The following is a 23648-nucleotide window of genomic DNA, read 5'->3' as shown; positions in this document are numbered from 1 at the left end:
ACGGATTTGCTCCGTTCGCGCTGGCGAGGATCAGGTTTTCGGCAACGGTGCGCCATGGGCAGCTATCGCGCCGCCGCGACCGGTATCACCAGCCCCGGCGTCACCAGCACGATCAAGCCGCGCACCGCGCCGGTCATGTCCAGGTAGCTGCGCACCTGGGCGCGATAGTGATCGAGTGTCGCCGCATCCGGATGGACGTCGCTCTTCCAGTCGATGATGACCTGCGGGCTGCCGTCCTCGGCAAAGCTGGCGGCGTCGGCGATGCCGACGGTGGCTTGCTCCGTGCTTCCGTTGACGTTCGAGGCATAGACCGGCAACTCCGGTACCAGTGTCGGCCGCAGCGCGGCGATTTCGGGCAGGGCCAGCGTGCGTGCCACGCAGTCCGCCATTTCTTCGGGCGACAGGCCGATGGCGGCGTCGTCGTGCGCGTCTTCGCCTAGCGTCCGGATGAGTTCGGCGGCGCGCGCCTGGAGCGCCGCCGTGGCGTCGCGGGTCTCGCCGGTGAGCACTTCTTCCAGCAGCTTGTGGATGACGAGGCCACGTTCGCGTCCGCCCTGGACCACGGGGAACGATGCGGCGCGGCTTGCGTGGCCTTCGCCCGCGTCGATCAGGATCTCGGGGACTTCTTCCTGCAGCAGCGGGCCGTTGGCGCCTTCGTCGCGGCTCGGCGCGCGCCAGTCCAGATGCCTGCGTTGAAGCAGGATGGCCAGCGCTTCATTGCCGAAGCCTTCGCTGGTCTGGTGGTTCTCCGTTGCCGCGGAGGCGGTGCCTGCCGCGGCCGTCAGCGTCTCCAGGTCGAGTGCATCGAGTTCCGGCAGCGAGAGATCGAGCAGGGAGATCCACGCCGAGTCCTTCACCTCGACGTCGAGCCTCGGCAGGATCAGCAGTTCGCGCGCGCGGGTGGCTGCCACGTACCAGAGGCGGATCCGCTCGCGTTCGAGTTCGGCCTTCTCGGCATTGCGCGCTGCCTCGTAGCCTGCGGGCTTGATGCCGAACACCGGGCAGTAGAGATGGCCGGTGGCGCGGTCGGTTACCGCGGTGTCCGCCGCCACCACCTGCGTCATGGTGTTGATCGGCACCACCACCGGCCATTCAAGCCCTTTCGCGGCGTGCATGGTGTAGAGCGCCACCGCCTCTTCCTGCGCATCGGGGCGGCCTTCGCTGGCGCGCGACGCATCGGTCCACGCCGCCGTCATGGCTTCGGCAAAGGCCCGCAACCCGCGCACGGCATAGGCTCGGCAAAGGTTGAGGTAGAGATCGACATTGGCCAGCGCCCGCTCGGCCTGGCCGCGGTGGCGCTCCAGCAGGATGGGCCGCACGCGCAGCACGTCGATGGCCTGCGACAGCAGGTCGTATGGCGTGGTGGCGTTGGCTTTGCGGCGCAGCGCCTGCAGCTTGCCGATCACGTCGCGCGCCAGGCGGTGCCGGACGCTCTCTGTGTCGAGGTTGAGATCCAGGATCGGCAACGCATCGGGCGCATCCTCGCGGCGGGGCAGCGCCCAGACGATGTCGAGCAGCGCTTCCTCGGCCAGGCCGACCAGCGGGCCCCGCAGCAGGGCGCCGAGCGCGAGCGTGTCGCGCGTATCCGCCAGCACGCGCGTCACCGCGATCAGGTCCTGCACTTCCTGCCGCTGGAAGAAGCCCTTGCCGGCCTGCGTGGCGACCGGAATGCCGCGGCGCTCCAGCGCTGCCTCGTAGCGCCACAGGTCGCTGCCGGTCGGGGCCAGCAACGCGATATCGCCGGGCCGGCAGGCGCGCCGCGCGCCGTTCTTGCGGTCGGCGATGTCCTGGCTGCCGATCATGCGGGCGCACATTTTCGCGACGGCGTCGGCCTCGGCGTCGCGCATCTGCTCGGACGTGGCCTGGTCGCCTTCGGCGTTTACCTCGATGTCCAGCGCGACTACGCAACGCTGCGCCTGGTCCGCGTGGTGGAACGGATCGAGCGCGGTGAACCCCGGTTGTCCGTCGGCGGAAAGAACGCCCTGGAAGCGCTCGTTCACGAACTGGAGGATCGGCGCGCGTGAGCGGAAGTTGGTGGAGATCGGCAGCACGCTGCCGGCATCCAGCGCGGCGAAGGCGCTGCGTGCCTGCACATAGGCGGCCACGTCGGCACCGCGGAAGCGGTAGATCGCCTGCTTGGGGTCGCCTACCAGGAACAGCGCGCCGGGGCGGATCGCGAAGCGGGTCCAGTCGTCGCGTGCGTCCGCATTGGCGGGCTCGCCGCAGAGCCGCCATACGATCTCCGCCTGCAGGGGATCGGTGTCCTGGAACTCGTCCACCAGCACGTGGCGATAGCGTGCCGCGAGCGCCTGGCGCACGGGCTCGTGATCGCGCAGCAGATCGCGCGCGGCAAGGATCAGGTCGTCGAAGTCGAGCAGCGCCGCCGCGCGCTTGTAGTCGCGGAAGCGCTGGATGACGGGCTGCACGGCCTCGACCATGGCGGACAGCACGCGGCTGGCGACTTGCTCTTCGAGTTGTTGCCACGCCAGGCAGCACGCCTGGTACAGCAGCGCGGCTGCGGCGTAGCCTTGCTCGCCTTCTGCCTTGGACTGCCCGGCGGCTTTGGCGGCTTCCCCCCATTTCCCTTTGCGCTTGAGGACCCTGAAGGTTCCCTCGGTCGTGCAAAGCGCGGCATGTGGCCGGGTCATCACCAGCCTGGCGAGATCGGCGGGCCGGTCTTCGGCCAGCTGGAAGTCCAGCGCTCGCGCCATGTCCGCAAACTGGCTGTCGATCTCCATGACGCCGGACTCTTGTACCTCCGAGCCCGCGACGAACGCGCCCAGCTCGGCCGCCGTGCGCCGGAAGCCGGACACCAGCGGCGCCAGCGGCAGTGCTGCCCGCACGGTGGTGTGGGGGCGGTGGCGCAGCGCGTCGACGATGCGGTGGACCAGCTTGACCGTGCCCTCGGGATCGTGCAGCACCAGTTCGGCGATCAGGCCCGCTTGCGCGCCGTCCAGCTGTTCGCGCAGCCAGCTTTCGACGATGTCGACGAAGGCCAGGTCGCCCTGGTCCCGGTCCATGATGCCGGCGCCGGGGTCGATGTTGGCTTCGACCGGATAGGGCTTGATCAGCCGCTGGCAGAAGCCGTGGATGGTGGAGCAGGTGATCTCGTCGATGGCCGCGCTGGCGGCGTGCAGGTGCGCCTGGTGGTGCGCGCCGAGGCCGTCGGGCAAGGCAGCGCTGAGTTCCTTGGGAATGCGGCCAGCGGTAAGCTCGTCGACGAATTCGCGCACGCGGATGACCAGCTCGCTGGCGGCCAGTTCGGTGAAGGTCACGGCGGCGATATGCCGGGGGGCGATGCCCTCGGCCAGCATCATGGCGATCCGGCCGGCCATGACCGCGGTCTTGCCCGAGCCGGCGCCCGCTTCCACCAGCAGGGAGCGGCCATGGTCGGCGATGGCGGTGCGGCGCGCGTGATTGTCGTTCAGGGGCATGGCAGTGGTATTCATTATTTCGCCTCCCAGACCAGGATCGCATTACCGAGCCGATCGGTTGCAGCGGCGAACTTGCGCTTGCAGTAAGTGGCTGCCGCGTTGGCAGGCAGGGCGAAGGCAAACTTGTCGTAGCTGCCCCCGGTATCCGTGCCGGGCACGGCGGCGCCGGCCAGCAGGCTGGCGCGGGCGGTGCCCAGGTGGGTGGAGATCTCGGTCAGTGCCGCGTCGGCATCCTTGAGCGGCAGCTCGAGGAATTCACGGGGATACAGCAGCGAGGCCGTGGTCTCGACGTCGTCCCCTAGCAGCGCCTTGACGGCGAAGGCGTACAGGCAGCGCTGCAATTCCTTGCCGCCGTCGAGCCTGGCATCAGGCTTGATCGGCTTGCCGGTCTTGTAGTCGCGCACCACGGCCCGGCTGCCGTCCGGGGAAATATCCAGCCTGTCGATATAGCCGGAGATACGGATGCCCGTGCCCGGAATCTCGACCGGCACGGCGGCATCCCAGGGCGGCGACGCCGCGGATTTTGGCGAGGCGCCGCCGAACGGCACTTCGCTGTAGGCACAGGCGCCCGGCAGGACATTGTCCTCCCAGGTCAGCGCGCGCACGGACCAGTCCCGCACATCGTCCAGGTTCCGCTGCCAGATCACCCGCGGAGGCACTGCCTGTTCGGCCTCCCATAGCGCAGCGGCGGAGGATGCCGCGGCCTGGACCGCCGCGACGATCTGCTCGCGCCCGGCGCCCGCCATGCCGCCCTGGGCTTCCAGCGCGCACAGGGCGCCGTCCAGGGTCAGGTGGACCAGGTTCCCCAGGTGCACTGCTTCCAGCGTGAGCGGCTCCTTGCCGCTCTCGGGCGTACGCCAGTGCATGCCGTACTGCCAGACAAAGCCGAGCGGATTGCGCAGCAGTTGCTTCAGCGAGCTGGCCGACTGCGTCCGTTCTAGGATGGCCCGCAGCACGGGGTGGTCGGCGCGCACGATGCCGTCATGCGGCGTGAGTTCGGGCACATGCCAGTCGTGCCAGCAGCCGATGGCAGCGATTGCCTGCTCGCCGGCGCGGAACTCGGCAGGCCGCGCAAGCAGGCGGTCGGTCTCGCTGAAGGCATGTTCGGGTACCGCGTTGCGGCGCAGATAGGTCTCCGCAGGCATGCCTTGCAACAGGGCGCTACGCCCCATGACGCGCCCTTCCCCGTCGCGCCGGGAGCGCGACAGCACGACTTCGCCCGCGGTGCTGGCGATGATCGTGTGGAAGCTGTGCCGGTCCGCGACGGCGACCGGGAACGGATCCAGCTCCTGCGCCGGCACGATATGGTCGGAAAGCAGCCGGTCCTCCGATATGCCGCGCGGCCAGCGCGAGGAGTTCAGGCCCAGCAGGCGCACGAAGCGCCGCGGCGCCGCGGCCAGTTCGCTGGCCGGCATCCATGCCACCGAGACGCAGGCTTCCAGGCCGTCGTCCTGCTTCAGGCTCTCCAGCGTTACGTCGATCGACGCGGCGGGTCCGGCCAGCAGCGCCTTGCGCCAGATGGACAGCGCGCGTCCGCCAAGTACGGCTTCGCCGGCTTCGCTCGCGGCCTGGATGCCTTTGTCCAGCAGCGCGACGAGTTCGCGCAGCGCGCCGCTGTGGTCGGTGCCGTCGGGCCACGCTTCGGCGCCAAGGCGGTCGAGCAGGCGGTCCCAGGACCGCGCCGATGTCAGCGGCGCGTCCGCCGGCAGGATGCGCGTCCAGCCCGGGGGCAGGGTCTCGAAAGCGCCCTTGGCGCCGGTATGCAACGTGGCCAGCCGGCGCATGCGGGTCTGGGTCAGCCCACGTACCAGGATGTCCGCCAGCGCCGCGGCGGCCTGTCCTTCGCGGCTCGCGGTCACCTTCACGCCGTGCACGAAATGCAGGTCGAGATTGGCGTCGGCGCGCAGCGCGAGGAAGTGGTCGTCGTACTCCGCCGGTGCGACGGATGCAATCGCGATCTCGGACGGTCGCGCGCGCCCGGAGGCGAGCAGGCTTCGGACCCAGCGCATGGCCTCGATGGCTTCGTGATAGGCGGTGGAGGCGCTCACCACGTGGAGGCCCGGCTGCACTGCCGCCGATTGTTCGATGGCGATCGCGCTGCCTTCCAGCCACGACGGGGGGGCATGGGGTCCGCCAAGCCAGCGGGTCGGCGTGCGCGTGGCAATGGCCTTGAGCAACGCGTGCCAGCACGGTGGCACATCGGCAAGACCCGTCAGGTCGATCGGCCCGAACAGCGCGGGGGCGTGGGCGAGCCGTTCCATGGCGGTGGCGGCGAGCTCCGCCGGCCGCTTCATCGCGGCCGGCAGCCGGGCCAGTACCGCGGCTTCGAGTTCGGCCAGGGAGTGCAGGCGGGCATGCCGGTGCGCACGTGCCTGCAGGTCGATGCCGGCGCACCAGGCTTTGCGCAGCGTGTCGGCGGCGGCATCGACCATGCCGGGAAGATCCTTGATGCTATCCAGTTCGCCAAGTTGCGTCGGCGGCAGCGCGGCCTGGATGGCAGCGCGCAGGCTCTCGTCGTCCATCGGCTTGAGGAAGCCGCCCGCGAGACGGGCGGCCAGTTGCTCGATGCTCACGATATGGATCCCCAGCGCGCGTTCGCGCGCGGCCTTCAGGCGCCACTCGCGCGCCGCCAGGCGGCCCTGGAGGACAATGGTCCGACGATGACTTGCTATCAAGATTCCTACCTCCACACCTGTGTAATGCCAGAATGCCCCGCGCATGATTCAGGATGCGGCCTGCCGCGGATAACCCCTCTGGGGTGGGGTACAGGACGGCTGCGCGCTGCCGTCTGTCGATGCCGACGCGCAATGCTAGACGATGCACCGGACAAAATGGTGTCCGGTGGCTGAATCCGGTGTTTCCGGCAAGCAGGACGAACGATAGCGGACGACCTGGTGCCTGGTTGCAAGTTGCTGAAGCGCTGGTGCATTGGCAGCGTCACAGGCAAGTCGAGCGGACGCACGCAATGCCGCCTGGCGGCCCGCCGGATGGTCCTGTCGCCCGGTGCTTCGTCGTACCCCGCCCTAACCAGAGCGCAATGCTCACCCTACTGCGGCCGCTGCACTGCCTGTCGGCCAGCACCAGCAGCCTCGCTTACTTGAGCTCGGGTCATCCAGAAATGCCATGTGGCTTCAAGTTAACCTCTCGGTTGCCGATATTCGATCTGTTCTGGTCAAAGCTCGGCATCGGACAACCTCGCTCGCCATGAATACGTACCCGGTACCCGCTACTCGGTATCAGGAGGACCAACTTCATGTGGCCAGCCGGGTGGCCGGACGCCGGCGGAATTTGATATCCGCGGGGCGCACCAGGCAGAGCAGCGTCCCAGCCCATGTCGGAAGGCATGCCGGGAGCCGGCACGCCTGGCCCGGCGCATCCCGTATGGAGAACCAATTTGGAAGAATCTGCCCAGCCGATTGCCAAGGCGCCGAGGAGCCCGGCACCGGCAGCACAGGGACAGGCGTCCGGCACCGCATTCGAAAGCCGGTCGCCACGCTACGTGCTCGACAAGGACGTGGTATTGCCGGCGACGACCCGGCGCCAGCTCGACGAGAGTGTCGCCAAGATCCATTTTCATCATCAGATCTACGTGGACTGGGGTTTCGCCGCGGTGGATCCGATGGGACGAAGCACCATCCTGAATTTCTATGGGCCACCGGGAACCGGCAAGACCATGGCGGCCGAAGCCTTCGCCGGCACGCTCGGCATGGAGATCGTGCAGATCAGCATCGCCGAGCTCGAAAGCAAGTTCATGGGCGAAACCGCGAAGAACCTGAAGGCCGCCTTCCGGGCCGCCTATGAGCTCGATGCCGTCTTGTTCTTCGACGAAGCCGACACATTGCTGGGCAAGCGGCTGTCCTCCGTAACCCAAGGCATCGACAACGAAGTCAATGCCATGCGCTCCACACTGCTCATCGAACTGGAGCGCTTCGACGGCATCGTCATCTTCGCGACGAACTTTGCCAGGAACTATGACGAGGCATTCCGCAGCCGTATCACGCATCACGTGCACTTTGACTTGCCCGATCTCGATACGCGCAGAGGCATCTGGGAGCGGATGCTGATCGACGGCATCCCGCTGGCGGAGGACCGCCAAGTCATGCTCGACGACGCTGCGCGGCGCTCTGATGGTCTGTGCGGGCGCGATATCCGCACCTGCATGCGGCTGGCGCTGCCGAAGGCCTTGCTGTGGGCCAAGGCAGCCGGCGTTGCCGCACGCCTGCGCATGGAGGACATCGGCGCGGCGATAGCGGAGGTGAGGAGCGCAAGCAAGGAGGTCGGCAGTCCGGTCGGCCGCGAACGCAGTGAAATGGCTCAGACGGCGAAGAGGCTGCTGGGTATCGATACCTGAACAGGAGGGGAAAGTGGGTTGGTTTTCTGGTTTCGTTTCGAGCGTGGCTTCGGCCTTCGTCAGCGCCGCGGGCAGCGTTGCGTCCGCGGTGAAAAGCGCCTACGGCAAGGTGAAGGAGGTGGCGGCCAAGGTGGTCGGCGTGATGGCCGACCAGGGCGAGCAGATTGTCGGCGACATCAAGCGCTTCTATGCCAAGGCCAAGCCGTGGCTAGCCAAGGCAAAGATTGCGGCAGCCGCCGCAGGCGCCGCGGCGCCGCACCCGTGGATGAAATCGGCACTCAAGATCCTGGAGAAGGGCATCGATTTCACGCTTGTCTTTGGCGACAGTGCGATCGCCAAGCGGCTTGACGATGCCATTGCCTGGGCCATCGCGGCAGCCCGCGCATACCAGGACAAGATCCTGGGCAAGGCGGCGGCGGCCGAAGCAGAGAAGCACAAGGAAGCTCTCAGAGAGGCCGAGGCGAGCGCTGCCGAGAGTGCGCAGCATACACTGAAGGTCTCGCGGTTCATGATCGATGCCATGCTGGTGCGCAGCCGGATCGATGATCTTCTCGAACGCGATACCGTCCGGGATTTCGATCATTACCTGCGGCTTCGCGCGGCGCAGAAGCTGCTTGCCAACGCGGAAATGCAGCTTCGGGAAGCGTCGAGCGTGGATGCCGTGACCCCGGACGACATGTTCCTCGTCCAAGCCGGTTCGGATCTTCTTGCCGAGAAGCCCGTGCTGTCGGATGCCGACGCCGAGCGCCTTGACGCGATTGTCGAAGTGCGCTTCGGCAAGCGCCTGGTTCCATTTGTCTTTGAGGAACTGATCATCGGCTGGGCGGCCGACCTTCAGACCCGCGAGGCGTCCGGCAAGCATCTGGAATCCGAGGTCATCGAGAACCGCATCAAGCTCAATCGCATGCTGCGCGCGCAAAAGAGCGAATCGCTGACGCCGGAGGAAGCGACGTCGCTGCCTGCGCTGCAGGACAGGGTCAATGCCGGCATGAGCGCGCTGGAAGCCGCTAAGACGGAAACGGCGGAGTTCCGCATCTACGTGCAGGCGGCCGAGGGCTTCCTGCAACTGCTGGAGAAGGACGAGGCCGCCCTGCGCGAACAGGAACTCGACTACCTGATGGATAGCGGCACCGAGGCTGGCCAGATCCTGATCGATTGCCTGCAGTTCGGCAAACGCTGGGAGCAATTGGGCGAGGAGGAGCAAGCGTTGGTGATCGACTTCTCGAACATCTTTGAAGCGGCAAGCAGGGAGCGCGCCGCGCAACTGGTCGCGGTGGAGGCCTGATGTCTATTCTTGATGTACTTCGTTTCCTGTCGCCGGGCGCGGAACTGGTTCAGGGCCTTATCGGTGCCCTGATGCTCCTGATGTTTGCCAGCACCGGATACGGGGTCTGGCGCATGGCGCGACCGCAGACGTGGCAGAGCAACTGGCAGAATCGCGCTGCCGGAGGCGTGGATGGCGCCGAGGCGGCGCCCGTTTCCCTGGCGGAGATGTCGGACGTGGTGGCCTCTCGCCCGGAGAAGGCGATCGAGGTCATGCCCGGCATCCTGCTGATCCTCGGCTTGCTTGGCACATTCCTTGGCCTTGGCATCGCGTTGAACGATGCCTCCGCGATGCTCGCGAAGCCTCAGCCCGACAGTGCGGCGATGGCCGGGACGATGCAGGGCCTGACGCACATGATGGAGGGGCTTGGCACCAAGTTCAGGACATCGGCCTGGGGGATTCTCTTCTTCCTGCTGCTGAAGACCGTGAGCACGCTCACTCGCCACGAGGAGCGGCGGCTGCAATGGTGTTCCGCCAATCTGAACGAGGTATTGCAGCGCGCGCGGCAAGCCAGCGGCGAACGCGAGGCGCGCATGCATGACAGCGTGATCAAGGCGATGGCATCCATCGGAAAACAGATTGCGCAAGCCATCGACGCGCAGACCGAAGAGCTGAAAGAGCCTCTGCACGCCGTAGCCGAATCCACCGCGGGCACCGTGACGGCGATTGCCGAGATCCGGGACAGTGCGGTGGCACAGCTCGCCTCCGCAGAGGAGATGAACAAGACAGTGAAGAAGACCCAGGAGGCGCTGGAACACTTCGTTCAGGCTAATGACGCCAACATTCAAGCCATGCGCGTTGCGGGCGAGAAGATGGCGAGAGGGGCCGACGGGGTAGCGGCATCCGCCGAGGCGCTGCACAAGGGGGTTGAAACCTTCGAGCACGGTATCGCCGAAGTGGTCGACGGATTGAAACGCGACCTCTCGCAGAACATCGGCGAGATGAACGTCGGCTTCCAGCAAAACCTTGCCTCCATGGCCGACAAGCTTGACCATACGACGTCGAATATCTCCATTGCGGTCGATGCGCTCAAGAGCGGCGTTGCGGACACCATGGGCAAGATCGACGCGACCATGGAAGCGGCAACCAAGCGCCAAAACAGCGCGATTGGCGAGTTCACCGGCATTAGCTCGGAGCTGCAGGCGCTGGTGATGACCATGCAAGGCACCATCGACAAGGTCGCGACCAGTATCCATATGGGATTGAAGGCAGTTTCCGAATCGGGCCAGCGCATGACGTCGCTCGAGAAGCGCTTCCATGACATGATTGACATCAGCAGGACTGCGGTCGACCGCGGTGCGCAACAAGCGGAAGACTTGGGCGCGGCTGCAAGGAACATATCGGAAGCCGTTGGCAATCTCTTCGACGCGGATAAGGAGAGCCGCCTGTTTGCCGCCCTTGACCAGATGCTGGCGCTGCGCGCAAAGGGCGACGACGACAGCCGCAGGCAGATGGACCAGATCCTGACGCACCTGGCACGCATCCAGAAGCGCGCGCAAGCGCAGCCGGCGGCCGAGAATGTCAAAGTTCAATAACCCGGGGCGGTGCGAAGGATGAAGGACAAGCCGAACGAATGGGTATCCATTGCAGACCTGATGGCGGGAACCCTGGCGGTGGTGATGCTGTTGCTTGTGGTCTCCATTCTCCAGAGCCAGTTTGCAGCAATCCAGCGCAAGGAGGAAGCGGAAAAAGGCGAGGCCTCGCAGAGAAAGCGGGTGGAAGCCATGCTGACCGACATGAAGCGCGCGTTCGAGGCACAAGGCGCGGCTGGCCTGGTTGCCTTCGATCCGGCCGCAGGCAAGATCACGTTGAAGGACAATGTCTTTTCTCGCGGCAGTGCCTGCGTGACGGCTGAAGCCAAAGCCGCATTCGCGAGCGTCGACCGCGAGGTCACGCGTTACCTGGCGGAGGCGAAGGAGGGGCAGATTTTCGTGGAAGGACATACGGACAGCCTGCCCGTGCAGAGTCCCGTCACGGACTTCGCGCGCTTCTGCACAGTCTATGACGACAACTACACGCTGTCGGCGGCGCGTGCGCGCGAGGCGCGCCGCTTGCTGACGGGCGGCATGACGGCGGAGACGGCGCGCCGGGTGATTGTGGCGGGCTTCGGCGACTCGCACCCGCTGCCGGACGCTGATCCACGCGACGCGAGGAACCGCCGCGTGGAAGTGCGCTTCGTGCGCTAGCGGTTCCGCCTCCTGGCTCGCCGTCACGACAGCCAGGAGGTGTCGTGCTCCCGAAGGTGGGCGTGGCAACGGGGGGCGCCAGGCGCCACCTCCGTCTCTCCGGCCGAAGCCTATAACCTGCTCGCCACCTCTTCGATGGCCATCAGCGTATCGAGCGCCGCTCCCGCCAGCCCCATATTGTGCTTTCCGCCCCGCACGCCGGCCTGCCGCGCGTTGATCCGGATGAGTTGCGTGGCCTGGCGCTCGCCGAAGCGCCTGGCCGTGGGAATCTCCGTTCCTGCGCCAACCTCGATCACCAGGATGTCATTGCGGGCGCCGATCCATGCGTCCAGCCTGGCTCTCGATTCGGCCGTCGGCGGATCGACCCAGGCGTAGTCGTCGAACATCAGGATGTTGGGGCGGGCCATGCCTGCGCAATACGGGCATTTGGGCGGCTCGTTCAGCAGCAGGCAGTTCGCTTCGTCGATCTCGGGGGTGAAGCCGTCCGCGCTCCAGATGCGTTCGCAGCAGGGCTCCAGGCACTGCAGCACGTGGATGGACCCGTGGCACTCGTGTACCCTTTCCGGCGCGAATCCCGCGCGCTGGAAGTGTCCGTCGACGTTGGACGTGAAGACCCGGTATCCCTCCGGCATGCCCTCGGCCCAGCGCCGCAGGATCTCGAAGCCGGCATGCGGGCGCGTGCGCCGATAGAGTGCCAGGCGGTGGCCGTAGAAGCCCCAGGCCAACGCCGGGCGGGCGGCGAATGCGTGGGGTGACGCAATGTCCTGGAAGTTCAGGCCCGCGGCGCCCAGCGCGGGGTAGGCCCGCCAGAATCCTTCGGGCCCTCGGAAGTCGGGCAAACCGGAGTCGACACCCATGCCGGCGCCCGCCGTGACCAGCAGCGCTCGCGCATGCTTTACCCAGTGCGCGGCTTCTTCGATCTTGTCCTGATCGTTATCCATTCTTGGTTCCCCGTAAGTTTTCCGCCCAACGGCGAAATTGCATGATCGGCCCATCGCCCGGCGCGAGCAAGGGATGCGCCGCGTGCGTCTTGTGCGTCCGGATGTCGACGCCCCGCAGCCGGTATTGGAGTCCGGATTCGTCTCGCGGCGATGTGTCGATGTATCCGTGTATCTGCGTACCGCTGTATCGCTGCTTCACGACCGGGGTGAATGCTAGATGCGGTACCGGACAACGGAATGTCCGGTCTGGACGCCAGACTTGCGGCTACCGAAACACAGGAGCCTGCTTATGCATCAGAACGAACACCTCGAAATGACCATCCGCCATGACGAGCCGAGCCCTGTCAAGCCGCTGCGGGTTGCGATTCAACGGTGGGGTTTCTCGGAGCAGGAAGTGCAAGGCGTGATGATGGATTGCCCGACCTTTGCCGGCGCGATCGATTGGGTGCCGGGCGGGCGCGCCGGTGCGCGGCCCGATGTGGTCGTCCACCTGGTGGATGCAACGCGTTTGAGCGGCGCCAACGGCGGCGCCTTGTGGAATGCCATGGGGCCGGTACAGGCGATGCGAAAGGCGCGCCAGACCGGCAGCCTGGAAATAGCGCTGGTGCTTGGTTCGGCCAGCCAGTTGCCGGCAGTCCGCGCCGGCTGCTGGATTCTCGCCGGCTCGCGCAGCCTGGCGGGCGCGCTGGCCATCCTGTTGCGCTCGACCCTGGAGCCGTCGGAGCTGATGGGCGCGCGCGGCGGGCAGCTCCGGTGGCTGCGGGACCTTGCATCGCTCGACGCGACCTGTCTGCTCCTGCAGCAATCCGATCCCGATCCCGAGCGCTTGGCCGGCAAGATCGAGGGCGATCTCGTTTCCCTGTTTGGCGCGGGATACGCGGCCCCCTCCTGGATCTCCATTGCCGGTCCGGGTGCGGCTATCGCCGCGCTTCGCCAGACCACCGGGATCATTGCCGGCCGCCTGAAATACTCCGCCCGGCCTTTCGAGACATCCTGCGCCGATGTGGTGGTCGCCTTTCCCTGGCCGGACCTGGCGCGCTGAGCGCCGTGCGCTACACCGGGTCTGCTGCGTAGCGCTGGGCCGCGGCAAGCAGCAGGCCGCCGATTTCCTCGCGCAGGTGCCGTGGAGCCAGGACTTCGACAAAGGGCGAGCGCTCCAGCAGAAGATTCTTGAGCGCGACGGAGGGCGTTACGGTGGCGGTGAGGGTAAATCCGCCTTCTTCCTCTTCGATGGCCTGGTCGGCCGCCAGCTTCACCGCGCGGAACTGGCTGGGAATCGCCCTGCTCTCCCGCACGCGCAGAACGATCTGTTCCGGCACCTCCGGAAACCACTCCAGCACCTTCTCCTTCTTGATGAAGGCGTCGAGATTGAAATCGTCCTCCCGTGCCAGTTCGTAGCCAAGGTTCCTGACTTCGAGGATCCGGTCGAAGCGCAACAGGAATGCTTCCCCCTGTTTGCCGCTCGAGCGCTTGCCTCTCACCACCAGGTACCAGAACGGCCCCTTCTCCACGATCGCATACGGCAGCACCTTGTGTTCCTTCGGTTCCGCGGCGTCCTGGTCGGCCTTCCGGTAGTGGATATGGAGGGACTCGTCCCGATACAGCGCCGCCCAGATCGTCTCGAACATGCTCTCGCTGACATCGGGCGGGATCAGGGGGTAGCCGGGGTCCAGGCGGGCGGTCTTTCCCATCCAGGCGCGGGCGTTTTCCAGGCGGGTATCGAACGCGCTTTCATGGAGCACGCGGGCGGCGCCCTCAAAGTATCCCTCCAGGTCGCCGATAACACCGTTCGGGAGATGATGTTTGGCGAGTTGCCGGAGTTTCAGCAGGGCGAGGGCCAGGTCGACCGAGGGGCGGATCGCGTCTTTCGGGCCTTTGGCGAGGAGCTTCCAGCGGGTGGCGGGCCCTTCGCCCTCGCGTTCGAGAAGACGCTCGTTCTCGAGATGCTCGAGGACACGCCGCGCCTTGCGATCCTGAAATTCAGGGAATCGTCCCCGGATGATCTTCTTGAGTTCCGTCGATGGCCAGACACGGTTGGGGTGCTGCGCCATTGCGTCCAACACAGCTTGATGTTCCGGGGAGATCATGGGGTGGGTGTTTGTAACTTTTTGTAAGTTATCGAATCGTATGGAACCGGACAGGATTTGTCCAGTTCCCGTCCAAATATCCGAGCCCGGCCAAAACCACACAAGGAGCGTGCCGAAATGAATAAGAGTCAATATCTCGGCCAGACCGAAGTCGCAGGGTTCATCGACTACCTGGCGGGCGTCATCAACGGCTCGAAGGCCCTCGACTTTCCCTACCGCTTCCACTATCTGCACGCGCCAGCCGACTTCGACGAAAAATTCGGCCTCGCTAACATCGCCGGCCGTCTCGAGGATCTGTTCGAGCGCTATTGGTGGAGGCGAGCCTACTACGGGACCAACGAAGCACTGCTGCAGACCGTCCAGCAACAACTCAGGGTATCGCTTGAAGGGGAGGTGCAGGATGTGGCCAGGGTGCGGGATGCCGTCGCGGCAACGATGCACTGGGGGCTGAGCCCGCGCGCGGCTGCATACAATATGGCCTGGGCCGACGAGCAAGGTTTCGGGCTTCCGGCGGCTTTGCTTGCTGGCAAGCATGCCCTGGAATCCGAGAACCCGGACTTCAGGGTCTTCAATGGGCGCGTCCGGATGAATGCAGGCTATACCAAGGTGTTCTCACTGCTTTGCGATGGGATCATCATCTATGACAGCCGGGTAGGGGCAGCCTTGGGTTGGCTGGTCAGGAGATTTCTGGCTTCGACCGGCTTTGTCGGGCGCGTCCCGGAAGCGCTGGCGTTCCGATGGGCCCCCGGCATGAGCGCGCAAATCCGGAATCCGTCCGGGGACGGGTTCAGATTCAAGCGCCTCGGCGTCAGCGGAGGCGATGAGGCGTGGGCACGTGTGAACGTCTATGCGAGTTGGATCCTGGAGGCCGCCCGCATCAAATCCGGCGCCCATTGGTGTGCCGATGGCAATGGCCTGCGCAGGATTGAAGCTGCGTTGTTCATGCTCGGCTATGGCCTGCCGCCATCGGTCATTGTCCAGCCACCCGAGCCGGTGCTTTCGCAAGAGCCGAAGGAGGACGCCGTGGCGGCAGCGGGAAACTATCTCCCATTCCACTACGCCAACGGGTACTTCGATGTCGACGAACTGGTGAACTGGGTGGAGTCCCTTGGCAGGGGATTTGTCATCGTCGGCGGAAGGAACGCAACATTTGAGAAGCATCAACGGCCGGAATCCCTGGACTACTGGCTTCGAGTGCGCTCGACCAACCGCGACGTTCGGCAGACCGATCAGGCTTTGATTCAGCGCCTGGCAGGCACGGGGCGATTTGAGTTTGCGCAGCGACGGTGCCCAGTGTCCGGCCGGCCGGTTGGCAGCCTCGTGCTGCGTGGCGTGGGGCAAATCGCGCCATCCGACGATGGCGTCCGCTCTCGGTGAGTACATCACTGGCGCATCCACCCACACCGGACCGCAAGGTTTAATCCCCCTCTCGGACGCTGTCGTTCATGCCCACCCCGTTGCCGTCGATCCGGCGGCATGACGGCGGAGACGGCGCCGGGTGATTGTGGTGGGCTTTGGCGACTCGCCCCCGCTGCCGGATACCGAGCCACGCGACGCGGGCAATCCGCGCGTGGCAACCGAGGGGGCGCCAGGCACCCCTTCCGTGTCTCCGGCGCAAGCCTATGACTTGCGCACTACCTCCTCGATCGCCACTGGTGTGCCGGGTGCCGCACCCGCCAGCCCATCGCCCGATGCGCGCAAGGGCTGCGCCAGGTACTTCTTGTGCTTCCAGACGCCGATGTGCTCCAGCACGCTGCCAGCGTGGTCCCGATCCTGTCCTTTCCAGATTCGTCTTCTGGCGATGCATCGACGTATCGAGGTATCCGTATAGCTGCGTATCGCCGTACCGCTGCCTTCACGACGGAGGCGAATGCCAGATGCGGTACCGGACAACGGAATGTCCGCTCTGGGCGCCAGATTTGCGGCCACCGAAACACAGGAGCCTGCGTATGCAGCAGAACGACTACCTCGAAATGACCATCCGCCATGACGAGTTGAGCCCTATCACGCCGTTGCGGGTTGCGATTCGGCGGTGGGGCTTCTCGGAGCAGGAAGTGCAAGGTGTGATGATGGATTGCCCGACCTTTGCGGGCGCGATCGATTGGGTGCAGGGGGCGCGCGCTGGCGCGCGGGCCGATGTGGTCGTCCACCTGGTGGATGCAACGCGTTTGAGCGGCGCCAGCGGTGGCGGCCACCTGCGGGATGCCATGGTGCCGGTGCAGGCCTTGAGGAAGGCACGCCAGACCGGCAGCCTGGAGGTGGCGCTGGTCCTTGGTTCGGCCAGCCAGTTGCCGGTAGTTCGCGCCGGCAGCTGGATTCTCGCTGGCTCGCGCAGCATTGCGTCCGCCCTGGCCATCCTGTTGCGCTCGACCCTGGAGCCGTCGGAGCTGGCGGGCGCGCGCGGCAGGCAGCTCCGGTGGTTGCGGGACCTTGCCGCGCTCGACGCGACCTGCCTGCTCCTGCGGCAATGCGATCCCGATCCCGAGCGTCTGGCCGGCAAGATCGAGGACGACCTGGTTTCCCTGTTTGGCGAGGGATACGCGGCGCCCTCCTGGATCTCCATTGCAGGCCCGAGCGCGGCTATCGCCGCGCTTCGCCAGACCACCGGGGTCATCGCCCGCCGCCTGAAATATTCCGCCCGGCCTTTCGAGAAATCCTGCGCCGATGTGGTGGTCGCCTTTCCCTGGCCGGACCTGGCTTGCTAGCGTAACTGAAGTGCCGGGGTGTCGACGGCACGCCAGCCTCGCACCCGGAAGAGCGGACAGGGCAGGCTGGCCAGCGCCCTTGACACCCCCAACCCCGCATGATCCAATCCGCCCACATTCTGAATTGGGTCGACGCCCAAGCCAACCTGCCTTCCCGGGCAAGGTGGATCGCGATAGCGGATGTGGCTTCCTGATCTTCAGGGAGCAAGCAAGCGGGCAGCGCGTCGCCCCTCCTTGTACGGAGGGTTTTTTGTTTTCTGCCTCAGTCATCGGTCCCGAGCTCGTCCAGGCTTACCTGGAGACCCATTACCATGTTCATGGCGATGCGCCGGTTACGTTGAAGGTGGGCGAGCCCAACGCTTTGCTGGCTGCACTGCATGCCGATGCGGGCGTGCAGTGCAGCGCATTCATCACGGCCTGGAACCCCTTCAGCCAGCCAGCCGGCGAAGACGCATCCGTCAACGCGCGCCGCCAGCAAGCGCTGGCGCGCGAGCTGGCGCAGGCAGGCCTGCGGTTCATCGAAGGCATCGGCCAGCACCCCTCGAACCAGTGGCCCGGCGAGGCGAGCTTCCTGGTGCTTGGGCTGACGCTGGATGCGGCCAAGGCACTTGGCACGCGGCATGAACAGAACGCGATCATCTGGTCCGGCGCAGATGCCGTGCCGCAGTTGATTCTCTTGCGCTGAACCGGCATGGATCGGACGCGGCGGATCGCAACAGCAAAGTCAAAGCCAAAGTCAAAGTCAAAGTCAAAATTAAAGTCAAAGTCCATCACTCCATCGCCCAATGCAGCAGGAACAAGAACTCAACACCGCAAAGCGCAAGGCGCTGGCCCTGCTGTTGTTCGCCGGCGCCGTCTTCACCACCACCGTCTTGCTCCCGCGCGGTTTCCTGACCGACTGGGTGCGGGCGGCAGCCGAGGCCGCCATGGTCGGCGGCCTGGCCGACTGGTTCGCCGTGGCCGCGCTGTTCCGGCGCATCCCGCTGCCGGGACTCTCCGGCCATACCAACATCATCATCCGCAAGAAGGACGACATCGCGGATGGCCTCGCTGTGTTCGTCAAGGAGAAGTTTCTTGACGTGCCGTCCATCGTCGCGCTGATCGGCAAGCACGATCCGGCGCGAGTCGTGTCGGAATGGCTGGCAGCGCCGGCCAACGCGCGGGAGATCGGCAATGTGGTGGCGAGAGCGGCCGGTACCCTGCTCGACGTGCTGGACGAGGAGAACATCAAGGCCTTCGTGAAGGATGCCGTGCACGCCATGATCGACAAGGTCGACCTGTCGCAGTCCGCCGCGGGCATGCTCGAAAGCCTGACCAGGAACGGGCGGCACCAGACGCTGCTGGACCAGTCGCTCGCGCAGCTGATCGCCTTGCTCAATGAGCCGGCGACCCGCGCCTTTATCTCGGAGAGGATCGTCGAGTGGCTGAAGAGCGAGCATCGCCGGAAGGAGCGGCTCCTGCCTACCGAATGGATCGGCAACAACGGCGCCGACATGATCGCGGCAGCGCTCGGGCGCGTGCTGAACCAGGTGGAGCAGGACGCCAGCCATCAGCTGCGCAAGGCGTTCGATACGGCGGCCAACAACCTGATCCAGCGCCTGAAGGACGACGCGTCGTTTCAGGCCAGGGCCGAGGGCATCAAGCAGCAGCTGAAGAGCGACAGCTTGCTCAATGCGTATATCGGCGGCCTTTGGGCGGACTGGCGCCTGTGGATAAAGCACGACCTGGCGCAGGAGGACTCCGCCATCCACCGGCAGGTCGCCGCCGCGGGCCATTGGATCGGGGCGGAGCTGGCGCGCAATGCCTCCCTGCGTGCCTCGCTGAACGACCACCTGCGCGATGCGGCGCGCGGGATGGCGCCGGATTTTGCGGAATTCATCGCAAGGCACATCAGCAGCACGGTCCGTGGCTGGGACGCGCGGGAGATGTCCCGGCAAATCGAACTGAACGTCGGCAGGGATCTGCAGTACATCCGCATGAACGGCACCGTCGTGGGCGGGTTGATCGGCGCGGCGCTTTACCTGGTCGCGCAGTTGCCGGCCTTCCTGGGGCGGTAGCCGTTGGCGGCACGGCGGAGATGAATGCTATGTGCGCGACCGGACAGTCTCCTGTCCGGTCCGGCCGGCAGACTTGGGGCATCCGGAACAAGGAGCCCCGTCATGGCACAGCAGCACTCCATCCAGCCGATCACGCCCCGTATGACGACGCGGGGTATCCGGCCGCTTCGCGTCGCGGTGCATCGCTGGGGCGTGCCTGAGCAGGAAGCCCAGGGCATCCTGATGCATTGCCCCACCTTCGATGGCCGGCTTGAGTGGGTGCGGGGCGGGCACGGCGATGTCGTCATCCATCTGGTGGACGCGGCGCGCCTGAGCGGGCCCGAGGGGCGCGCGCTGTGGAATGCCATGGGGCCGGTGCAGGCGATGCATGCGGCACGGCGATCCGGCAGCCTGGAGGTGGCACTGGTGCGGGGTTCCGCAAGCCAGTTGCCGGTGCAACGGGCGGGCTGCTGGATCCTGGCCGGCTCGCGCAGCCTGGCTGGCGCCATGGCGATGCTGTTGCGGACGGCCATGACGTTCTCCGGACGGGCTGGCGCGCGAGCGCCGCTCGCGTGGATCCGGGAGCTGGCTTCGCACGACACCACCTGCCTGCTGCGGCAGGAGTGCGAGCCTGCCGCGCTGGATGTCGCGCTGGCGCCCAGGCCCGCATGAGGCTGGCGTGCCGGCGCTGCGGGCCGGGAGTGCGGGACCGCCCCGCGGATCCGGCATCCGCGGGGCTGCTTCCCGTGCCGGGATGTTCAGCTTGCGCTGCTGCCCCGGCTCCGCTCAATGCAGGTGCGGCAGTACCTTGGTGTGCTCGGCCTGCACCGCTTGCAGTTCGTGCGGCTTGAGTCCAAGCAAGGCGAGGATGGTCGGCGCGATCTGGTTGGTCTGGACCGGTTCGTCGACGATATTCTGGTCGATGCCCGCGCCCCATACGACGATGGGCACGTGACGGTCCTGTTTGGCGTCGCCGCCGTGTTCGGCGATCTTCGACAGCTTGCCGCCGGCCCACACGGTACCCTGCTGCGCGATGCCGACGAGATCCGGCACGCGGTCGTCGCCGCGCGCCACGCCGAACAGGTCGGCGGCTTCTTCGCCGGCGTAGATCCTGCTCACGCCCGCCTGGCTGAAGGGCTTGGCGATCGCGTTGCCGGCGGCGTCGGAGCCGAGGCCGTTGCCGGAATAGCCCAGCAGGAAGCTCTTGGCAAAGCCGATGGCGGCGGGGGAGCGGTCGTTGAACCACATCAGGATGCCGTCGTCGTCGATCGCATGCGCCACCAGGTGCGGCTTGGATGGGTCCTTGCACGTGGCGGCGTATTTTTCCCAGGCGCAGTTCAGCGCATCGATCATGTCGCCATCGTTGACGATGGTGAGATCGGCGCGGTTCCGCGGGGACTGGCCGTGCTTGGCCGACAGGACCACCACCGTGTTGGTGCGGTCGAGCGCGCTCACCATGGCCGTCAGCTGGTTGTTGACGAAGCTCAGCGCGCTTTGCAGCACCGCGCCGGGCACGGTCCCGTTCATGGTGTAGCCGCCCAGGCCGCCGGCCACCTTGTTGCCGGTATTGCTCGGGTCCGGGTAGTAGTTCGACTTGTTGAGCTTCTGCGCGGTGGATACGGCCTGGAAGTTCATGCCGAAGATGGCGGGAGTCCCGGGCGTGCCATTGCCGGCATGGTCGTGGCCCTTGATCCAGTTGAGGACGGCTTGTACCTTGAAGCTGTCGTAGCGCTGGGTGTTGGTGTTGTCCTTGGTCCAGTCGTCACCCGGGCCGGCGGGCAGCGAGGGGTCGGTGACCGAGCTGTTGATTTCGGGGGCGAACAGATCGTCGATGCTCTGGCCGGACGGCCCGTTGAGGATCTCGTAGGCGGCGTGCTTGTCCGACCAGGCGGTGCGCAGGCCGTGCTTGTGCGCGATCTCGAAGATCGTGTTGACCTTGAGATACTGGTGCGGGTAGACCGGCTGGCAGGTCTGCGCGGAGACCGGCAGCAAGGCCGGATCGATCAGGTCTTGCGGGCGCCCGGTCAGTTGGGAGATCCTGGAGAAATCCGAGTACAGGCCGGGGATGCCTTGTCCGCTGTCCAGCCGGTTCAGGTCTTTGGCGATCACTTCGGCGTAATACACTTCAGCGCCCGGCTTGGCGCTGCGGCAATTGGCCGCCGTGGTGCCGGCCGGCAGCAGGCTGCGGCTGTAGGCGTCGTCGTAGTAGATGCCGGTGGTCCTGGGGTTGCCGCCCGTGACCTGTCCGACCATGCCGGGGAAGGAGTCCGAGGGGAAGGGCGTTTGCGCATTCCTGTAGGCGACGCCATGGCGCACCAGTTGCGCAAGGGTGGAAGCCGGATTGGCGTTGACGAACCAGTCCAGATCGGCCTGATGCAGGCCATCGACCGAAACCAGCAGCACATGCTTGGCACGCGGCTGACGGGCGTCGTCGTCCGCGCGTGCGGACGTTGCCAGTCCGCATGACAGCGACAGCGCCACGGCCAGGGTAAGCCTTTTTGTTGCTCGCATGACATCTCCTCAATTGACTGCCACAGGGCAGCCGGGAGACGCTATCAATCGCCCATGTCCGATCGGTGTCAGCAAAAAGCCGGAGAAGTAACAAATTGTACTGGGCGCCTTGAGCCGCACATGCCGCCCCTGACTGCCGGGCATGGCGGATTCATCGGCAGGATGCCAATGGCGCTCCGGGCGCCGGCGTGGCCGGGCGTGGGCGTTCAGCTATGATGCGATTACGCCCGGCAAGACCATTCCACAGCACCACGCCATGACCCTGATCGACATCAAAGCCCTCCAGAATGCCGCCGCCGAATTCGGCGAAGCCCGCGGCTGGGGCAAGTACCACAGCCCCAAGAACCTCGCCATGGCGCTCAGCGTGGAAGTGGCCGAACTGGTCGAGATCTTCCAGTGGAAGACCGAGAGCGAAGCGCGCGAGATCATGTCCACGGATGAGCGCGAGCACGTGGAACAGGAACTGGCGGATATCGCCATCTACCTGGCGCAACTGCTGACCGCGCTGAATGTGGATCTGGACGCGGCGGTGAAGGCCAAGATGGAGATGAACGCGCTGAAGTACCCGGTGAGGACGGATGGCGGGAAGTGAGATATCGACGCGCCTGAGCCAGGCAGGGCAGGGGCGGCGCCCTTGCCAGCCCTCAGCCCTCAGCGTGCCGCTGCGCCCTTCTGCCCGCCAAGCCGCGGATTCGGATACTCGCATCCGACTTCAACCCGCCCCTTGTACTCGCGGGCCACGATCCACGCGCCGCCGGTGCTTTCCCGGGCCAGGCCACGCCCGGCCACGCTGCGCAGGCCGAGCTGGCTTGCCACGGCGTTGAGGTCGGTGGCATCGGTGATGCCGTAGGCGGTGTAGTTGCCAAGCTGGTAGTCGCCAAAGCGCATGTCCTGCGCCGCGAGGCCGGCGACGGTGACGGCCTTGGGCGCGCGCCATACGGCCGATGCGAAGCCGCTCAGTTCTTCATTCCTGTTCCAGCCGGGCAGCCCGGCTTCTTCCAGCGCGTCGACATAGGCGGCCACGCCGCTGGCTGCGCCCTTGCATTCGAGCAGGGCGGGCAAGGGCGGCATGGCCGCCGCATGGGCGGCTGCCGAGCCCGAAAGAATCAGCGCGGCAAAGGTAAGACGGAAGAAAGGCTTGTTCATCTTCTTGTTGTGCATTGGGTGGTAATACGCTGGTGGCGGCGGGCACAAGCGCTCGCCGCCGGGTGGTGGAGCTACATGAAGGTGCGATGGACCCGTCCTAGCCTGCCCGGCCGCTCCTGGCGCGCCGCGGCATCTCCGAGTCCAGCACCAGCCGCCCGTTGATCTTGCCGTTCATGCGGGTGACATAGCGCGTGCACTCTTCCATGTGCGACAGCATCAGCGTGCGGACTTTTTCCGCATCCCGGTCTCGCGCGGCGGCCAGGATCTTCTTGTGGAACTTCACATTGGCCGCGCCGAATCGTTCGTGCTCGCAGGTTGGCGTGTCGTTGCCGAACACCACCAGGTGCCGGATCATCTCGTTGATCAGTTCGCAGCAAAAGCGCAGCATCGGGTTCGGGTTGGCGGCCGCCAGGATGTCGTGGAAGCTGAGATCTTCCTGCCGCTGGTTCAGCGGATCGATGGCGGCGGCGGAGGCCGGGTCGCATTGGTCGATGGTGCGCTCCAGCGCGGCAAAATCCTCTTCCGTCAGGTGTGGCACCGCGCCGGCGGCCAGTTCGGGCTCCAGCAGCTTGCGCGCCGTGTAGATATCGGCGATGCCGATGTCCTTGAAGAACAGGTAGTTCTGCATCAGCTGGAAGGTGCGGTCCAGCTGCACCTCCACGATGGTGCCGCCGCCCGAGGGGCCGGTGCTGACACTGACCAGGCCCTGCACTTCGAGCGATTTGAGCGCCTCGCGGATCGTGCTTTTGCTGACCGAGAACATTTGCTGCAGGGCGATCTCGCGCGGCAGCTTGTCGCCGGGGCGCAGGTTCTTCTGCGTGATCAGGCGTTTCAGTTCCTCGGCGACCAGGTCGGCCCGCTTCTGCTTGCGAATCTCGATCGTCCTGGCGCCATCGCCTCGTAGCGGTGCCATGTTGTTTCCATCCC

The 23648-nt window shown here is 65.9% G+C and carries 19 protein-coding genes and 1 riboswitch; of the genes, 11 read left to right on the top strand and 8 right to left on the bottom strand.

Annotation, left to right across the window (positions count from 1 at the left end; genetic code table 11):
• Positions 1-62: 62 nt before the first annotated feature.
• A complete protein-coding gene (locus AC3FOF_RS29300; protein ID WP_488728568.1) occupies positions 63-3449 on the bottom strand; it encodes a UvrD-helicase domain-containing protein in 3387 nt (1128 codons plus the stop codon).
• On the bottom strand, positions 3449-6109 hold the full coding sequence (locus AC3FOF_RS29295; RefSeq protein ID WP_488728567.1) for a PD-(D/E)XK nuclease family protein: 2661 nt from the start codon (positions 6107-6109) through the stop codon (positions 3449-3451). The genes AC3FOF_RS29300 and AC3FOF_RS29295 overlap by 1 nt, the downstream gene beginning before the upstream one ends.
• Positions 6110-6765: 656 nt before the next feature.
• On the opposite strand from AC3FOF_RS29295, the gene AC3FOF_RS29290 reads away from it, so the two are divergent.
• Genes AC3FOF_RS29290 through AC3FOF_RS29275 form a run of 4 tightly spaced genes read left to right on the top strand, consistent with a single transcriptional unit; the run spans position 6766 to position 11295 of the window.
• Positions 6766-7785 carry an ATP-binding protein gene (locus AC3FOF_RS29290; RefSeq protein WP_488728566.1) on the top strand — a complete coding sequence of 340 codons (1020 nt, stop codon included), beginning with the start codon at positions 6766-6768 and terminating at the stop codon, positions 7783-7785.
• A 13-nt stretch (positions 7786-7798) separates the two neighbouring features.
• Positions 7799-9070: a hypothetical protein gene (locus AC3FOF_RS29285; protein WP_488728565.1), complete on the top strand. Its 1272-nt coding sequence runs from the start codon at positions 7799-7801 to the stop codon at positions 9068-9070.
• Entirely contained in the window at positions 9070-10644 is a 1575-nt protein-coding gene (locus AC3FOF_RS29280; protein ID WP_488728564.1) for a hypothetical protein, read from the top strand. Before AC3FOF_RS29285 ends, AC3FOF_RS29280 begins: the two co-directional genes overlap by 1 nt.
• Positions 10645-10662: 18 nt before the next feature.
• The gene (locus tag AC3FOF_RS29275; protein WP_017226515.1) at positions 10663-11295 is read left to right on the top strand and encodes an OmpA family protein; all 633 of its coding nucleotides are present in this window, start codon (positions 10663-10665) and stop codon (positions 11293-11295) included.
• Between the two features lie 110 nt (positions 11296-11405).
• On the opposite strand, the gene AC3FOF_RS29270 is transcribed toward AC3FOF_RS29275, so the two are convergent.
• Complete coding sequence (locus AC3FOF_RS29270; RefSeq protein ID WP_488728563.1) at positions 11406-12236, bottom strand: SIR2 family NAD-dependent protein deacylase; 831 nt, start codon at positions 12234-12236, stop codon at positions 11406-11408.
• 289 nt (positions 12237-12525) lie between these two features.
• On the opposite strand from AC3FOF_RS29270, the gene AC3FOF_RS29265 reads away from it, so the two are divergent.
• Positions 12526-13278, top strand: coding sequence for a hypothetical protein (locus AC3FOF_RS29265; RefSeq protein WP_488728562.1), 753 nt, complete (start codon positions 12526-12528; stop codon positions 13276-13278).
• 10 nt (positions 13279-13288) lie between these two features.
• Here the strand turns inward: AC3FOF_RS29265 and AC3FOF_RS29260 are convergent, their stop codons facing one another.
• Positions 13289-14323: a helix-turn-helix transcriptional regulator gene (locus AC3FOF_RS29260; RefSeq protein WP_488728561.1), complete on the bottom strand. Its 1035-nt coding sequence runs from the start codon at positions 14321-14323 to the stop codon at positions 13289-13291.
• Positions 14324-14440: 117 nt separating this feature from the next.
• On the opposite strand from AC3FOF_RS29260, the gene AC3FOF_RS29255 reads away from it, so the two are divergent.
• A complete protein-coding gene (locus AC3FOF_RS29255; protein WP_488728560.1) occupies positions 14441-15700 on the top strand; it encodes a hypothetical protein in 1260 nt (419 codons plus the stop codon).
• A gap of 243 nt (positions 15701-15943) precedes the next feature.
• Here the strand turns inward: AC3FOF_RS29255 and AC3FOF_RS29250 are convergent, their stop codons facing one another.
• Positions 15944-16075, bottom strand: a complete 132-nt coding sequence (locus tag AC3FOF_RS29250) for a hypothetical protein (RefSeq protein ID WP_488728559.1) — start codon at positions 16073-16075, stop codon at positions 15944-15946.
• Positions 16076-16272: 197 nt separating this feature from the next.
• On the opposite strand from AC3FOF_RS29250, the gene AC3FOF_RS29245 reads away from it, so the two are divergent.
• From AC3FOF_RS29245 to AC3FOF_RS29230, 4 genes are all read left to right on the top strand, one after another.
• Positions 16273-17028: a hypothetical protein gene (locus tag AC3FOF_RS29245; RefSeq protein ID WP_488728558.1), complete on the top strand. Its 756-nt coding sequence runs from the start codon at positions 16273-16275 to the stop codon at positions 17026-17028.
• Between the two features lie 109 nt (positions 17029-17137).
• Positions 17138-17250, top strand: a riboswitch (SAM-I-IV-variant riboswitch).
• Positions 17251-17278: 28 nt separating this feature from the next.
• The gene (locus tag AC3FOF_RS29240) at positions 17279-17713 is read left to right on the top strand and encodes a DUF3293 domain-containing protein (RefSeq protein WP_488728557.1); all 435 of its coding nucleotides are present in this window, start codon (positions 17279-17281) and stop codon (positions 17711-17713) included.
• Between the two features lie 100 nt (positions 17714-17813).
• The gene (locus AC3FOF_RS29235; protein ID WP_488728556.1) at positions 17814-19085 is read left to right on the top strand and encodes a DUF445 domain-containing protein; all 1272 of its coding nucleotides are present in this window, start codon (positions 17814-17816) and stop codon (positions 19083-19085) included.
• 102 nt (positions 19086-19187) lie between these two features.
• Positions 19188-19736 carry a hypothetical protein gene (locus AC3FOF_RS29230; protein ID WP_488728555.1) on the top strand — a complete coding sequence of 183 codons (549 nt, stop codon included), beginning with the start codon at positions 19188-19190 and terminating at the stop codon, positions 19734-19736.
• 114 nt (positions 19737-19850) lie between these two features.
• Here AC3FOF_RS29230 and AC3FOF_RS29225 read toward each other — a convergent pair whose 3' ends face one another.
• A complete protein-coding gene (locus AC3FOF_RS29225; protein ID WP_488728554.1) occupies positions 19851-21575 on the bottom strand; it encodes an alkaline phosphatase family protein in 1725 nt (574 codons plus the stop codon).
• A 256-nt stretch (positions 21576-21831) separates the two neighbouring features.
• Here AC3FOF_RS29225 and AC3FOF_RS29220 point away from each other — a divergent pair, with 256 nt between their 5' ends.
• Positions 21832-22167, top strand: a complete 336-nt coding sequence (locus tag AC3FOF_RS29220; protein WP_017226527.1) for a nucleotide pyrophosphohydrolase — start codon at positions 21832-21834, stop codon at positions 22165-22167.
• A gap of 59 nt (positions 22168-22226) precedes the next feature.
• Here AC3FOF_RS29220 and AC3FOF_RS29215 read toward each other — a convergent pair whose 3' ends face one another.
• Complete coding sequence (locus AC3FOF_RS29215; protein ID WP_488728553.1) at positions 22227-22721, bottom strand: hypothetical protein; 495 nt, start codon at positions 22719-22721, stop codon at positions 22227-22229.
• Between the two features lie 97 nt (positions 22722-22818).
• A complete protein-coding gene (locus AC3FOF_RS29210) occupies positions 22819-23634 on the bottom strand; it encodes a FadR/GntR family transcriptional regulator (protein WP_017226529.1) in 816 nt (271 codons plus the stop codon).
• Between the last annotated feature and the right edge of the window lie 14 nt (positions 23635-23648).

Source organism: Cupriavidus sp. 96C5-1 (genome assembly GCF_057798855.1).
The sequence above is the reverse complement of the archived record's forward strand: the minus strand, read 5'-3'. Positions and strand labels throughout refer to the sequence as shown.